The sequence below is a fragment of the Neisseria flavescens genome (assembly GCF_005221285.1).
Lineage (GTDB): Bacteria > Pseudomonadota > Gammaproteobacteria > Burkholderiales > Neisseriaceae > Neisseria > Neisseria flavescens.
Genome location: NZ_CP039886.1, coordinates 1,970,893 through 1,983,131, shown reverse-complemented (window position 1 = coordinate 1,983,131; position 12,239 = coordinate 1,970,893). Strand labels below are relative to the sequence as shown.

Sequence of the window (12,239 nt, the reverse complement as noted above, 5' to 3'; positions counted from 1 at the left end):
TCCCTCTGATTTCCTTCAAAACCAAATTGAATATAGGCCGTCTGAATGTCCGGACGGCCTTGGATATTAATGCGGCAATTCGCCGTTTTTGATTTTTTGTTTGAAGTCGCGCGTTTCATTGACGATGACTTTCGCCATCAACAAAAGCGCAATCAGGTTGGGCAATGCCATCAAGCCGTTGAATGTGTCCGAAGCCAGCCACACCAAATCAAGGCTCAACACAGTTCCCAGCATAACCGAAGAAACATAACCGACGCGGTACAAACCGGCAAACTTCTCGCCGAAGACGTAAACCGCGCATTTCTCGCCGTAATAACACCAGCCGAGAATGGTTGAGTAGGCAAAGAAAATCAGGCCGATGGTAACAATCCAGCCGCCAATGCCGGGCAGCATTTTTTGAAAAGTGACGGTTGTCAGCGCCGCGCCGCTCAATTCAGGTTTGACAAACTCGCCGCCTGCGCCGAGCAGACCCATCACCAAAATAATGCCGGTAATCGAGCAAACGACGATGGTGTCCAAAAACGTACCGGTCATGGAAACCAAAGCCTGACGGACGGGGTGGTCGGTTTTGGCGGCTGCGGCGGCAATCGGTGCAGAACCCATGCCCGCCTCATTGGAGAACACGCCGCGCGCCACGCCGTAGCGGATAACGGTACCGATAGCACCGCCGGCGACTGCTTTCGCGCTGAACGCGTCGGAGAAAATCAGGTTGACGGCGGGCATCAGTGCATCAGAATTAATCACGATAATGGAGATACCGCCCACCACATAAAACACTGCCATGGCAGGTACGATGAAAGAAGCGGCTTTGGCGATGCCTTTGATACCGCCCAACACAACGATGGCAGTCAGAACGGTCAAAGTGATGCCGGTATAGACAGGATTGATGCCGAAGCTCGTCTGAACCGCTTGAGCGACTGAGTTGGACTGCACCGAGCTGCCGATGCCGAATGAAGCGAATGTGCCGAACAGCGCAAATGCGACGGCCATCCATTTCCAGTTTTTGCCCAAGCCTTTTTCGATGTAATACATCGGGCCGCCGGACATTTCGCCTTTGGAATTGGTGACGCGGTATTTCACCGCCAACACGCCCTCGCCGTATTTGGTGGCCATGCCGAAAATGGCGGTCATCCACATCCAAAATACCGCGCCCGGGCCGCCGGTTACCACCGCAGTCGCCACACCGGCGATGTTACCCGTGCCGATGGTGGCGGACAGCGCGGTCATCAACGCCGCAAAATGGGAAATATCGCCTTCGTGGTCTTCGCCGTCTTCATGCTTCTTTGACGGCACAAACGCCTGTTTCAGCGCATAACCCAACATAGTGAACTGCAAGCCTTTCAGCAAAACGGTCAGCAAAATGCCCGTACCGACCAGCAATACCAACATGACAGGTCCCCAGACCCAGCCGCTGATGGTTTCAAAAAAGGCTTTGAGATTGTCTAAAAACAATTGCATGGCTTTCTCCTTTGTCTGTTTTATTTTTTTATGCACTACTTTTTGTAGTGTCATGTAATTTCAACACAGAATATTCAATAAGACAATATCTTTCTTTTTAAAAAGATTTTTGATATTTTATCCTAAAAAGATATCTATTTAGACCGGCCAGATTGTTTACAATCCGCTAAAAATAAAGGCTGTAGTCGAGAAAAAATGCCAAATGAAAGTTAATCAACCATCAATTAAGACTGCAACAATTAAAATAACACAATCGACAAATGGCACATTATTGAAAAATACAAACACGCAAATCTTGTTTAAAAAAAGCCTCAGGCCGTCTGAAAGATGGTTTTCAGACGGCCTGAGGCTTGCTATCCTGCAGCAAGAAATGCGTAATGGGCGGTTTGTCATGACGGCCGACGGTTTCGGATAATCAGTCTGCCCGAGCAAAAAAATGCCTTTCCGCCAACTCTGACAGGATTTGTTCTACATAAACTCTTGCAGGCGGATGGAATGTCAAACCGTCGGGCGTGGTGCTGACGATGTTCAAGTTTTCGGCAACCGTTTCAATCAATGCCTGTTTGCTCGTCGGCCGCGATAATTGCCGCATAATGTACAAATGCCCGTACCCGAATGAGGGGGTGCTTTCGTTGTAACGGTTGGCAGGCTGGACAAACGCTTCCGCGCCGTGTTCCACAAAGGCGGCGACATAATCTGTAAAACGCGCCGGCACATAGGTTTTATGGTCTTCAAAAAATTGTTTGCCCGCATTGTCTGATGAAACAGAAAAACGCCCGAGAATGGTTTGCAATAAAAGCTGAGAATTGATTTTCATGCGGTCAAATTCTAGACCGGGAAATCGGCGGGCAAGATTTTCCGCAACATCTTCCGTTTTAAACGCCTCTCCGGTTTTCATCACATCGCGTATGCCCGAAAGCAGGGTATCGTTTTCATCAAAGTTGATTGTTTCCCCTCTTGCCGGGCGGAAATTCAAACTTTCTATCACTTCGACGGCAACCGACTCATCACGCCTGACAGTATCCCCGACTTCCTCACGGCATAAAAGCGAACGGCGGAATTGGCGGTCGGATAAAATATCGCTGTAAAATTCTTTGGCAATATAATCGCCCCCTGCCAATGCCAGAATCCGATCCCGCGTATGCTCCGCCATCCAAGAAACAAAAGACACGTGCAAATCGGTATCCCCGATATATGCGAGCCTGTGGCGGTTAGCCCATTCGATGAAGCCGTTGACGTAAATCGGGTCGTTGAATATTTCCATATATTCGTGTGCGACATAATAAGTATTGTGATTCAATATTTTTTGAATCGCCGGAAGTTTGCCGCCGCCGCCCAAGCCCTTGTCGTTTTCCAAAATTTCCGCCAACGCCTTGAGCGCGTCCAAGCCTTTCTGCGTTCGCGCTTCCAAGGGTTCTTCAAGCACATCCCTGCCGGCAAAGTACATAATTTCGCGCAACTGCTCCTGCCGTTTCCAGCCGGGGTAAACATTGTATGAAATATAGGCAATGCCGTGTTCTGTCAGGTTGTTCCGGCAAATCGAAAAAATTTTGTCTTTAACCGTATCGGGAACCCACGACCAAATACCGTGGACGATAATATAGTCGAACTTCCCGAATGATTCATCGATGGTCAAAATATCTTTTTCTTCCAGGTGCACATTTTTCAAGCCCATTTTTTCAATGATGGCGTTGCCCTGCGCAACCTGCCTGCCGGACAAGTCGATACCGACAAATTCCGCATCCGGGTAATAAAGAGCCTGCGTGATGATGTTGCCGCCCATCGAACAGCCCAGCTCCAAGACCTTGGCTTTTGCCGCTGCTGCAGGCTTCAGACCCATCATGCGGGCGCGAGCCTCCAAGGCGTTGATGGCGGTTTGGGAAAATGCTTTGGATTCATACATCAAATCATCATATGAATTTTTGATGTCCGATATTTCCGAAGGTTCCGCAATATGGGAGGCAGGACTGCCGACAACCGTCTGCCGCGCTTTCTTCGCCATAACAGGGCGCGCGGAAGCGGCTTTTTTCTTTTTGTTCGACATATTTCTGTTCACTCTAAAGACAATATGCCCGCAAGTTTAACCAATTCGCCTGCCTACTTCAACCGCACGGAAATTATCGGTACTTCCGAACAGGTATGCCGTCTGAAGGTATGCGCATACGTCTTATATTGATAAAGTCAGGTTGATGAATATTGCCCAAGCAACTGCGCCAACACTCGGGCAAAGCGTTCCGTTGCGCCTTCGCTGATGTGCAAATACAGGGCGGGCTCGATGAGTTCCAACTCATTGAGCAGGAAGGTGTCGCCGACCAATGTACCATCCACTCGGGCGTAAACCGGCATTTGCGGCAAAGCGGCCAGTACGTCTTGCGCGGCACGGACGGCAAACTCGGGCGGCTCGATACCGAACACCGACACGCCATAGGCCGAGTTGGCGCGCCATTCGCCTTGGGGCGGCTGACGGCGTACGGCATGGCTGAATGCGCCGTTGAAAAACACCAGCGAGGTTTCGCCCGCCGTTTCGATTTCGCGGATATAAGGTTGAACAATCATGCCTTGGGGATAATCCGCCATATCCACGTCCAATACGTCCGCACAAACTTTGACCACGCCTTTGCCGCTCTGCCCGAATGCCGGCTTGATGACTGCTTCCGTCCAGCCTTGTCGGTTCAGGATGTCCGCCAACTCGGCTTTTTGCGGCGGAACGAACACGCTGGGAATCACTTGCGCGCCGTGCGCCGCCAAATCGCACAAATAAGTCTTTTCCATATTCCAAGCCATCAGCTCGGGCGGATTGATAAAACGCTGCCCCGCCCGCTCGGCTTGCTCCAGCCATTGGCGGAAGGCTTCGGGTTCGGCGGCATAATCCCATGCGCACAAAGGCAGCAAAAACGGCGCGGACGGATGGTTTTGCCACGCATCAAATACGGTTTTCACGCCCATATTTTCCAAGCATGCCGCCAATATTTTCAGGTTGTCCGATGGTTCGGGATAGGTTTGGCAGGTAATGAGTGCCAAAACGGTTTGCTCGGTCATGGTTGCCGCCTCATTGCTAAAACCAAAATTATATAGCAAAATCAAACCAAAAGATTTTTCAGACGGCCTGATACAAGAGGTAATAAATCCTAATAAAGATGGAAAATATAAATTTATAAATCCGGACAATCCTAATGACTACATTATATATCCTTAGAAATATTTTATTAATAATTGTTTTTATTTTGCTTTTTGGATGTTCATTAAAAGATCATCAGCATGAGGTATATAATGATTCACAATTTGAAATATTTGGTTTCATTGATCCAGATTGCATAAAGCAGGAAAAACTTTCCAATGAATGCTATAGATATAGGGAAAAGCGTATGTAGAACATGTAGAAACAGTAGGAGTGTTTCTTTCTGATTTTTGAAAGTAAATGTACAGCTGCAAGTTTTTCGATTTTCTTACTGATAGGATAGAGAGTAATTCCGTTCCTAGGGTATTGAAAGCACCTAAGGGTTGCCTGTCCACCTCCCCTGGAAGCATCCTATCTGGCAGCTAAAGAGATTGTTGTAGGCACATGGAAGGGCATACGCCACCCGTGGGACAATACCATTGTTCCATTGGCCGAAGCCGTTTCCAGCCCCGTGCAAACAGTCAACCATGAGGCTGATTCTGATAAAATGGTTTTCCCTTTTTCGTCGGAACATGCTCATGAAATCTGCTCACGTCCTTGTCTGGTTCCGCCGCAACCTCCGCCTGCACGACAATGCCGCGCTTAATGCCGCCGTTGCAAGCGGTTTACCCATCGCCTGCGTCTGGGTCAGCCAAAGGCCGTCTGAAAACCACAATTCGCGTCAAAGCCTGTTCCACTATCAAGCCGCGCAAGAGCTGCATACCCGTCTGGCGGCGCATCATATCCCTTTATATGTCGTCGCTTCCGATGAAGACCTCCTCCCCTTGGCTGCTGCACTCAATGCCCATACCGTCATCACAGACGAAGCCTACACCGAAGCCGAAATCCGCCAAGACAACCACCTCTGGCACAATTTCGACCGGGCAGGCATTACCCTGCAACACGCCAACGACCGCGGCATTTTGGCCAAATCCCCCCTCATGGATGCCAACGGCCTGCCCTACACCGATTTTGCCGCCTATAAACAAGCATGGTTGCAGGCTTATTCAGGACAAAGGCCGTCTGAAACCGAATTGCCTGTTCAAACCGGACAAAACGTTCCACTGTTTCCAGCCCATACCGGCGCAGTATTGCCTGCCTATCAACAGGGTGGCGAAACCGCAGCCTTAACGCAATGGCACGCGTTCAAACAGAATTTGGTTCACTACCCGATTACCCAAACCTTTCCGGCACGAAAAAACACCAGCCTCCTCAATGCCTACCTGTCCGCAGGCTGCATTTCACCGCGCCTGCTGGCCGCCGAAGGCTTGGCAAACCGACATTTCGAGTGGCTGGAAAAACTTATTTTCCGCGACTACTGCTACCAGCTCGCCTACCACCGCCGCCTGCCCGAAACAACCGATGCCGCTCCGGTACGCGAATACTGGCGACACGGCCAAACCGGCGTGCCCATCATCGATGCCTCCATCCGCGGCCTCGAAGCCACCGGCCACTTACACCCCATTCTCCAGCAGCTGTGCGCCCACTATTTCTGCCATGCGCTCAACTTCGATCCCAACCAAGGCATCGCGTGGACAGCCTCCGTCCAAACCGGCACCGACCCCGCGCTCAACCAAGCCAACTGGCACTTCGCCGCACAAGACACAGCCACCGTACGCTATGCCCACCGTTCGCATCAAATCGATCCCGACGGCAGCTACATCCGCAGTTACGTCCCCGAATTGGCGCACCTGCCGTCCACCCTTATCCACACGCCGTGGGCCGCCGCCGATGACATCGACACACACGGCTACCCCTTTCCCAAGGCCGTCTGAAACCTGCGTTCATACCAAAAAACCACACTAAATACAGCTGAAAAACGTTCAAACAAAATATTTTGGTTTCAGACGGCCAAACAGATTGAATAGCCAAGATTTACACGGTAAACTTACGTCATTAAAAAATTTTATTATTTCATTACAATGAAACCCGCATTCGACATAAAAACGTCACGTTTGGACGTCTTATCCATCCATCTGCACACCGCAGATTTAACCGAATTGGAAGAATTCCTGCGCCAACTGGCAGGCCAATCCCAAGACGAATTCGTTCCCTTCATTTTAGACGTACAAGATTTCGACCACCCCGAATCCATCGATTTGGGCGGCATGATTTCCCTGTTTGCCCGTTACGGCATGCAAATCTTAGGGCTGCACCACACCAGTGACACATGGGCGGCAGCAGCGGCGCGTTACCACTTGGTATTCAAACAAGGCAACTCCACCCAGGCAGCCGACACACAGGCAGCGCCTGCCCCCCGCCAAGCACCGCAGCCGCAAGACGTACAAGCCACCGTTATTAACAATCCGACCGTATTGGTCAGCACGCCCGTGCGTACCGGCCAGCAGGTTTACGCTGAAAACGGCGACCTCATCGTCACCGGCATCGTCAGCCAAGGTGCGGAACTTATCGCCGACGGCAACATCCATGTTTACGCCCCCATGCGCGGCAGAGCGTTGGCCGGTGCCAAAGGCAATACCAACGCGCGCATCTTTATTCATTCCATGCAGGCCGAATTAGTCTCCGTTGCCGGTATCTACCGCAACTTCGAGCAAGACCTGCCCGAGCATCTGCACAAAAAACCCGTACAAGTATCATTGCAAGACAACCGACTGGTTATCAGCGCAATCGACGCCGAATAAACATCAGTACTTAAAAAGGAAATATCGTGTCCAAAATCATCGTAGTAACTTCAGGTAAAGGCGGCGTAGGCAAGACCACTACCAGCGCCAGCATCGCAACCGGCCTGGCCCTGCGTGGCCACAAAACTGCCGTGATCGACTTCGACGTCGGTTTGCGCAACCTTGACCTGATTATGGGTTGCGAACGCCGCGTCGTATACGACCTCATCAACGTCATCCACGGCGAAGCGACTCTCAACCAAGCCCTGATTAAAGACAAAAACTGCGAAAACCTCTACATCCTGCCTGCATCGCAAACCCGCGATAAAGACGCACTGACCCGCGAAGGCGTGGAGAACGTGATGAAAGAGCTGGCCAGCAAAAAAATGGGCTTCGAATTCATCATCTGCGATTCCCCTGCCGGTATCGAACAAGGTGCGCTGATGGCACTCTACTTTGCCGACGAAGCCATCATTACCACCAATCCGGAAGTATCCAGCGTCCGCGACTCCGACCGTATCTTGGGCATTTTGCAAAGCAAATCCCGCAAAGCAGAACAAGGCGGCACTGTTAAAGAGCACCTGCTGATTACCCGCTACTCCCCTGAGCGCGTAGCCAAAGGCGAAATGCTGTCTGTACAAGACATCTGCGACATCTTGCGTATTCCGTTGATCGGTGTGATTCCTGAATCACAAAACGTTCTGCAAGCTTCCAACGCCGGCGAGCCTGTCATCCACCAAGACAATGCCGCCGCCGCAGAAGCTTATAAAGACGTTATCGCCCGCCTCTTGGGTGAAAACCGCGAAATGCGTTTCCTCGAAGCTGAGAAGAAAAGCTTCTTAAAACGACTGTTCGGAGGTTAATACATGTCACTGCTCGATATGCTGTTCGGCAGAAAGCCGAAAACCGCCACAGTCGCGCGCGACCGCCTGCAAATCATCATCGCTCAAGAACGCGCACAAGAAGGCCAAGCTCCGGACTATCTGCCGACCCTGCGTAAAGAGTTGTTGGAAGTCCTGTCCAAATACGTCAACGTATCATTGGACGACATCCGCATCTCCCAAGAGAAACAAGACGGCTTGGACGTTCTTGAGCTGAACATCACCCTGCCGGAACAAAAAAAGGCTTAACACATGACCTTGACCGAATTGCGTTACATCGTAGCCGTCGCACAAGAACGTCACTTCGGACGTGCCGCACGACGCTGCTTTGTCAGCCAGCCCACCCTCTCCATCGCCATCAAAAAGCTGGAGGAAGAGCTGTCGGTATCCCTGTTCGACCGTAGCAGCAACGACATCATCACGACCGAAGCAGGCGAGCGCATTGTCGCCCAAGCCCGCCGGGTTCTGGAAGAAGCGGAACTCATCAAACACCTTGCCAATGAAGAGCAAAACGAATTGGAAGGTGCGTTCAAACTCGGCCTGATTTTTACCGTTGCCCCCTACCTTCTGCCCAAGCTCATTACCGCGCTGCGTGAAACCGCGCCGAAAATGCCGCTGATGCTGGAAGAGAACTATACCCACATCCTGACCGAGTCGCTCAAACGTGGCGATGTCGATGCAATCGTCGTTGCCGAACCGTTCCAAGAGCCGGGCATCGTAACCGAGCCTCTGTATGACGAACCTTTCTTCGTCATTGTTCCCAAAGGCCATCACTTTGAAGAACTTGATGCCGTTACGCCCCAGCTTTTGAGCGAAGAACAAGTGTTGCTGCTATCCGAAGGCAACTGTATGTGCGACCAAGTGTTGGCAAGCTGTTCCGAATTGGCTTCCAAACAGAAAATCCAAGGTTTGACCAATACCCTGCAAGGCAGCTCCATCAACACCATCCGCCACATGGTTGCCAGCGGTTTGGCCATCAGCGTCATGCCGGCTACCGCCTTGACCGAAAACGACCATATGCTTTTCAGCATTATCCCGTTTGAAGGCAATGCGCCGCACCGCCGTGTCGTTTTGGCCTATCGCCGCAACTTTGTCCGCCCGAAAGCACTGACTGCTTTGCGCACTGCCATTTTGCAATCGCAACTGACCGGTGTAACCTTCGTCAACGAATAAACCGCAAAACGAAAGGCCGTCTGAATGTTCAGACGGCCTTTTTATTTTTAACCGGATAAAGAATTAGTAGCGGGTATGAACCTGACTGCCGATAACGCCGCCCAAAGCCGCACCACCCAAGGTAGAGCCGGTATCGCCACCAATCAAGTTACCTGCCACGCCACCCAATACCGCACCAGCAGCAGTGTTGCGTTGGGTTTGAGTCATATTGGCACATGCACCCAAAGAGGCAGCCAGCATGATCAAGGTCACAGTTTTTGCAAAAGTTTTCTTCATGGTTTGATTCTCCATCAGGGGTTAAGCTATATATAGAGCAGTATGGCACAACCTTTCATTAATATATTTTCTGATAAGTAAAGACAGATTAAACTAAGATAACGCTTTTGATGAACGGTTAACTTCAAAAACAAACGGCAATTCCAATAGAATATTTATAAAATTTAATATCTTTGGCATAAAATTGCGCACACATCAACCGCATTCGGTAGTGATACAATGATGACTTGTCTGAACTACCGGAAACACCCGTCATGAGTACCTACGCACTGGCACACATCATCCACGTTTATTGCGCGATTGCCTTTGTCGGCGGCGTATTTTTCGAAATGCTGGTTCTCTCCGTTTTGCACACCGGCCGCGTTTCGCGCGAATCGCGCCGCGAAGTCGAACGTGCCATGTCCCATCGTGCCGTCCGCGTGATGCCGATTGTCGTCATCACCCTTTTCATCAGCGGCATCGTCATGGTGTACAACCGTTATCTGCCAACGCTGCACCATCCTCTCGACAGTGCCTTCAGCATTATGTTGAGCGTCAAAATCCTGTTGGCAGTAAGCGTTTTGGTACATTTTGCCATCGCCGTTGTCAAAATGGCCCGACACACCCTCACTGTCGGCTGGTCGAAATACATACACGCCGTTGTCTTCAGCCATATGCTGTTTATCGTCTTTTTTGCCAAGGCGATGTTCTACCTGTCTTGGTAAACCTTACCCATACCCCACACACAAGGATTGTTTATGACCCAATACCCGTCCGTCGGCTCACCGATGTTTTACGGCATCTTCTTTATTGCCGTCTTAATCATGATCGCCATCGATATGGTATCGCTGAAAAAAAACGGCGCCCACAAAGTCAGTATCAAAGAAGCCCTTGCTTGGAGCGGCATTTGGGTAGCCGTATCCTGCGCATTTGCAGGCTGGCTCTATTTTGAATTGGCGGGTAACCCGACTTACGGGGCCGTTGTCGCCAAAGAAAAAGTCCTCGAATTCTTCACCGGCTATGTACTCGAAAAATCCCTTGCCGTCGATAACATCTTCGTTTTCCTGATGATTTTCGGCTACTTCAAAGTCGAACCCAAATTCCAACACCGCGTCTTGCTCTATGGTGTATTCGGTGCCATCGTCCTGCGCGCCATTATGATCTTCATCGGCGCAGCCTTGGTACAACAATTTGAATGGATTTTGTACCTCTTCGGCGCCTTCCTCTTATACACCGGCATTCACATGATGAAACCGGAAGCCGAAGCTGAAGAAGACCTTTCCCAAAACAAGATCCTGACCCTACTCAAAAAAGTCATTCCGACCAGCCAACAGTTTGACGGTGAAAAATTCTTTACCATCGAAAACGGTAAACGCATCGCTACGCCGCTTTTTCTGGTATTGATTATGATCGAATTGAGCGACGTCATCTTCGCTGTGGACAGCATCCCCGCTATTTTTGCCGTAACCACCGACCCTTTCATCGTCCTCACTTCCAATATTTTTGCCATCTTGGGCCTGCGCGCCATGTACTTCTTACTGGCAGACTTTGCCGAACGCTTTATTTTCCTTAAATACGGCTTGGCTTTCGTGTTGAGCTTTATCGGTATCAAGATGCTGATTATGCACTGGGTGCATATCCCGATTTCCATTTCCCTGTCCGTCGTCTTCGGCGCACTGGGCGCATCCATCCTGACTTCTTTGGTGTACACGCGTCAGCAAGAGAAAAAATAATCTGCCGATATAAAAAGGCCGTCTGAACATTTCAGACGGCCTTTTCAAATATCAAACACCAGCTTATTTAGCAGCGTCTTTCAATTTGTCGGCTGCTTCTTGAGTCGCATCGGCTGCTTTACCCATAGCGTCTTTAGCTGCGTCTTTGGCAGCATCTTTAGCATCAGAAACCGCTTCTTTAGCTTCTCCAACCGCTTTACCGGCAGCATCTTTAGCGTCAGAAACTGCTTTATCTGCAGTTGCTTTAGCATCTGCAGCAGCGTCTTTAACATCAGAAACAGCTTGCTCAGCCGCACCTTTGGCTTCAGAAGCAGCAGCATCAACAGCAGAAGCTGCATTTTCAGCAGCAGCGTTTACATCGGAAGCAACAGCAGAAGCCGCCTCTTGGGTTTCTTTTTTCGCTTCTTGTGTACACGCCGCCAAGCCGGCTACCATCATTGCAGCAATCAATAATTTTTTCATGTTGTATATCCTTTGGTCCAAAAAATATCTGTCAAAACTGACAGACCAAAAAATCATAACATAATAAACGCTCAAAAAAGGGAGAATTAACGCCAAATAACAGCCGGTTTACGTTTTTTGAAAAAAATTTCAAAAAAACAGTTGACGAAAAGAAACAAGCTCCATATAATGCACAGCTTATCGGGTCGTTAGCTCAGTCGGTAGAGCAGCGGACTTTTAATCCGTTGGTCGAGCGTTCGAATCGCTCACGACCCACCAAATATGAAAACCTGCTTTAAAAAAAGCAGGTTTTTTTATATTTTCCATCAAGCCTTTCTTCTTGTCACAATGCTGTTATAGATGTAACTCAAAACATCACAAACCTCTTAAATCAATCAAACCCAACTCCCTCACCCATCATCTTTTTCTAAAAACTTCCAAATACCTAACATCAACCCACGCTAAATCCTCTTGTATGCCAGACAATTTAGGCATAGACTAAAACTACATCCAACTACAA

General features: G+C 49.8%; 13 protein-coding genes and 1 tRNA gene. 9 read left to right on the top strand and 5 right to left on the bottom strand.

The genetic code is table 11. The features are described 5' to 3' along the window. Positions 1 to 66: 66 nt before the first annotated feature. Positions 67 to 1,458 (bottom strand): alanine/glycine:cation symporter family protein, encoded by a 1,392-nt coding sequence (locus tag FAH67_RS10215; protein WP_039863944.1) that lies wholly within the window; start codon positions 1,456 to 1,458, stop codon positions 67 to 69. Positions 1,459 to 1,660: 202 nt separating this feature from the next. Here FAH67_RS10215 and FAH67_RS10210 point away from each other — a divergent pair, with 202 nt between their 5' ends. After that, the gene (locus FAH67_RS10210) at positions 1,661 to 1,873 is read left to right on the top strand and encodes a hypothetical protein (protein WP_003680615.1); all 213 of its coding nucleotides are present in this window, start codon (positions 1,661 to 1,663) and stop codon (positions 1,871 to 1,873) included. Here the strand turns inward: FAH67_RS10210 and FAH67_RS10205 are convergent, their stop codons facing one another. Continuing rightward, a complete protein-coding gene (locus FAH67_RS10205) occupies positions 1,874 to 3,502 on the bottom strand; it encodes a class I SAM-dependent methyltransferase (protein WP_112890751.1) in 1,629 nt (542 codons plus the stop codon). It lies immediately after the preceding gene. Positions 3,503 to 3,639: 137 nt separating this feature from the next. After that, on the bottom strand, positions 3,640 to 4,497 hold the full coding sequence (locus FAH67_RS10200; RefSeq protein WP_003680621.1) for an ATP-grasp domain-containing protein: 858 nt from the start codon (positions 4,495 to 4,497) through the stop codon (positions 3,640 to 3,642). 657 nt (positions 4,498 to 5,154) lie between these two features. Here FAH67_RS10200 and FAH67_RS10195 point away from each other — a divergent pair. From FAH67_RS10195 to FAH67_RS10175, 5 genes are all read left to right on the top strand, one after another. Further along, positions 5,155 to 6,390 carry an FAD-binding domain-containing protein gene (locus tag FAH67_RS10195; RefSeq protein ID WP_232500819.1) on the top strand — a complete coding sequence of 412 codons (1,236 nt, stop codon included), beginning with the start codon at positions 5,155 to 5,157 and terminating at the stop codon, positions 6,388 to 6,390. Between the two features lie 147 nt (positions 6,391 to 6,537). Continuing rightward, positions 6,538 to 7,257 (top strand): septum site-determining protein MinC, encoded by a 720-nt coding sequence (gene minC, locus FAH67_RS10190; RefSeq protein WP_003680623.1) that lies wholly within the window; start codon positions 6,538 to 6,540, stop codon positions 7,255 to 7,257. Positions 7,258 to 7,283: 26 nt separating this feature from the next. Further along, positions 7,284 to 8,099: a septum site-determining protein MinD gene (minD, locus tag FAH67_RS10185; RefSeq protein ID WP_003680624.1), complete on the top strand. Its 816-nt coding sequence runs from the start codon at positions 7,284 to 7,286 to the stop codon at positions 8,097 to 8,099. Positions 8,100 to 8,102: 3 nt separating this feature from the next. Then, complete coding sequence (gene minE / locus FAH67_RS10180; RefSeq protein WP_003680625.1) at positions 8,103 to 8,366, top strand: cell division topological specificity factor MinE; 264 nt, start codon at positions 8,103 to 8,105, stop codon at positions 8,364 to 8,366. Positions 8,367 to 8,369: 3 nt separating this feature from the next. After that, on the top strand, positions 8,370 to 9,290 hold the full coding sequence (locus tag FAH67_RS10175; RefSeq protein ID WP_115287660.1) for a hydrogen peroxide-inducible genes activator: 921 nt from the start codon (positions 8,370 to 8,372) through the stop codon (positions 9,288 to 9,290). A gap of 63 nt (positions 9,291 to 9,353) precedes the next feature. Here FAH67_RS10175 and FAH67_RS10170 read toward each other — a convergent pair whose 3' ends face one another. Continuing rightward, the gene (locus tag FAH67_RS10170) at positions 9,354 to 9,566 is read right to left on the bottom strand and encodes a glycine zipper 2TM domain-containing protein (RefSeq protein ID WP_003684747.1); all 213 of its coding nucleotides are present in this window, start codon (positions 9,564 to 9,566) and stop codon (positions 9,354 to 9,356) included. Positions 9,567 to 9,820: 254 nt separating this feature from the next. Between FAH67_RS10170 and FAH67_RS10165 the strand changes: the two genes are divergently transcribed. After that, on the top strand, positions 9,821 to 10,270 hold the full coding sequence (locus tag FAH67_RS10165) for a CopD family copper resistance protein (protein ID WP_003680628.1): 450 nt from the start codon (positions 9,821 to 9,823) through the stop codon (positions 10,268 to 10,270). Positions 10,271 to 10,303: 33 nt separating this feature from the next. Further along, positions 10,304 to 11,278 carry a TerC family protein gene (locus FAH67_RS10160; RefSeq protein WP_039863951.1) on the top strand — a complete coding sequence of 325 codons (975 nt, stop codon included), beginning with the start codon at positions 10,304 to 10,306 and terminating at the stop codon, positions 11,276 to 11,278. A 63-nt stretch (positions 11,279 to 11,341) separates the two neighbouring features. Here the strand turns inward: FAH67_RS10160 and FAH67_RS10155 are convergent, their stop codons facing one another. Further along, complete coding sequence (locus tag FAH67_RS10155; RefSeq protein WP_039863953.1) at positions 11,342 to 11,740, bottom strand: Ag473 family lipoprotein; 399 nt, start codon at positions 11,738 to 11,740, stop codon at positions 11,342 to 11,344. A gap of 182 nt (positions 11,741 to 11,922) precedes the next feature. On the opposite strand from FAH67_RS10155, the gene FAH67_RS10150 reads away from it, so the two are divergent. Beyond that, positions 11,923 to 11,998: transfer RNA gene (locus tag FAH67_RS10150), tRNA-Lys, on the top strand. Positions 11,999 to 12,239 lie beyond the last annotated feature (241 nt).

What these genes read in the sequence shown, in the direction of transcription:
- minE (WP_003680625.1), top strand. Translation starts at nt 8,103, where the DNA reads ATGTCACTGCTCGATATGCTGTTCGGCAGAAAGCCGAAAACCGCCACA.
- FAH67_RS10155 (WP_039863953.1), bottom strand. Translation starts at nt 11,740, where the DNA reads ATGAAAAAATTATTGATTGCTGCAATGATGGTAGCCGGCTTGGCGGCG.
- FAH67_RS10210 (WP_003680615.1), top strand. Translation starts at nt 1,661, where the DNA reads ATGAAAGTTAATCAACCATCAATTAAGACTGCAACAATTAAAATAACA.
- FAH67_RS10200 (WP_003680621.1), bottom strand. Translation starts at nt 4,497, where the DNA reads ATGACCGAGCAAACCGTTTTGGCACTCATTACCTGCCAAACCTATCCC.
- minC (WP_003680623.1), top strand. Translation starts at nt 6,538, where the DNA reads ATGAAACCCGCATTCGACATAAAAACGTCACGTTTGGACGTCTTATCC.
- FAH67_RS10170 (WP_003684747.1), bottom strand. Translation starts at nt 9,566, where the DNA reads ATGAAGAAAACTTTTGCAAAAACTGTGACCTTGATCATGCTGGCTGCC.
- FAH67_RS10175 (WP_115287660.1), top strand. Translation starts at nt 8,370, where the DNA reads ATGACCTTGACCGAATTGCGTTACATCGTAGCCGTCGCACAAGAACGT.
- FAH67_RS10160 (WP_039863951.1), top strand. Translation starts at nt 10,304, where the DNA reads ATGACCCAATACCCGTCCGTCGGCTCACCGATGTTTTACGGCATCTTC.
- FAH67_RS10215 (WP_039863944.1), bottom strand. Translation starts at nt 1,458, where the DNA reads ATGCAATTGTTTTTAGACAATCTCAAAGCCTTTTTTGAAACCATCAGC.
- FAH67_RS10205 (WP_112890751.1), bottom strand. Translation starts at nt 3,502, where the DNA reads ATGTCGAACAAAAAGAAAAAAGCCGCTTCCGCGCGCCCTGTTATGGCG.
- FAH67_RS10195 (WP_232500819.1), top strand. Translation starts at nt 5,155, where the DNA reads ATGAAATCTGCTCACGTCCTTGTCTGGTTCCGCCGCAACCTCCGCCTG.
- FAH67_RS10165 (WP_003680628.1), top strand. Translation starts at nt 9,821, where the DNA reads ATGAGTACCTACGCACTGGCACACATCATCCACGTTTATTGCGCGATT.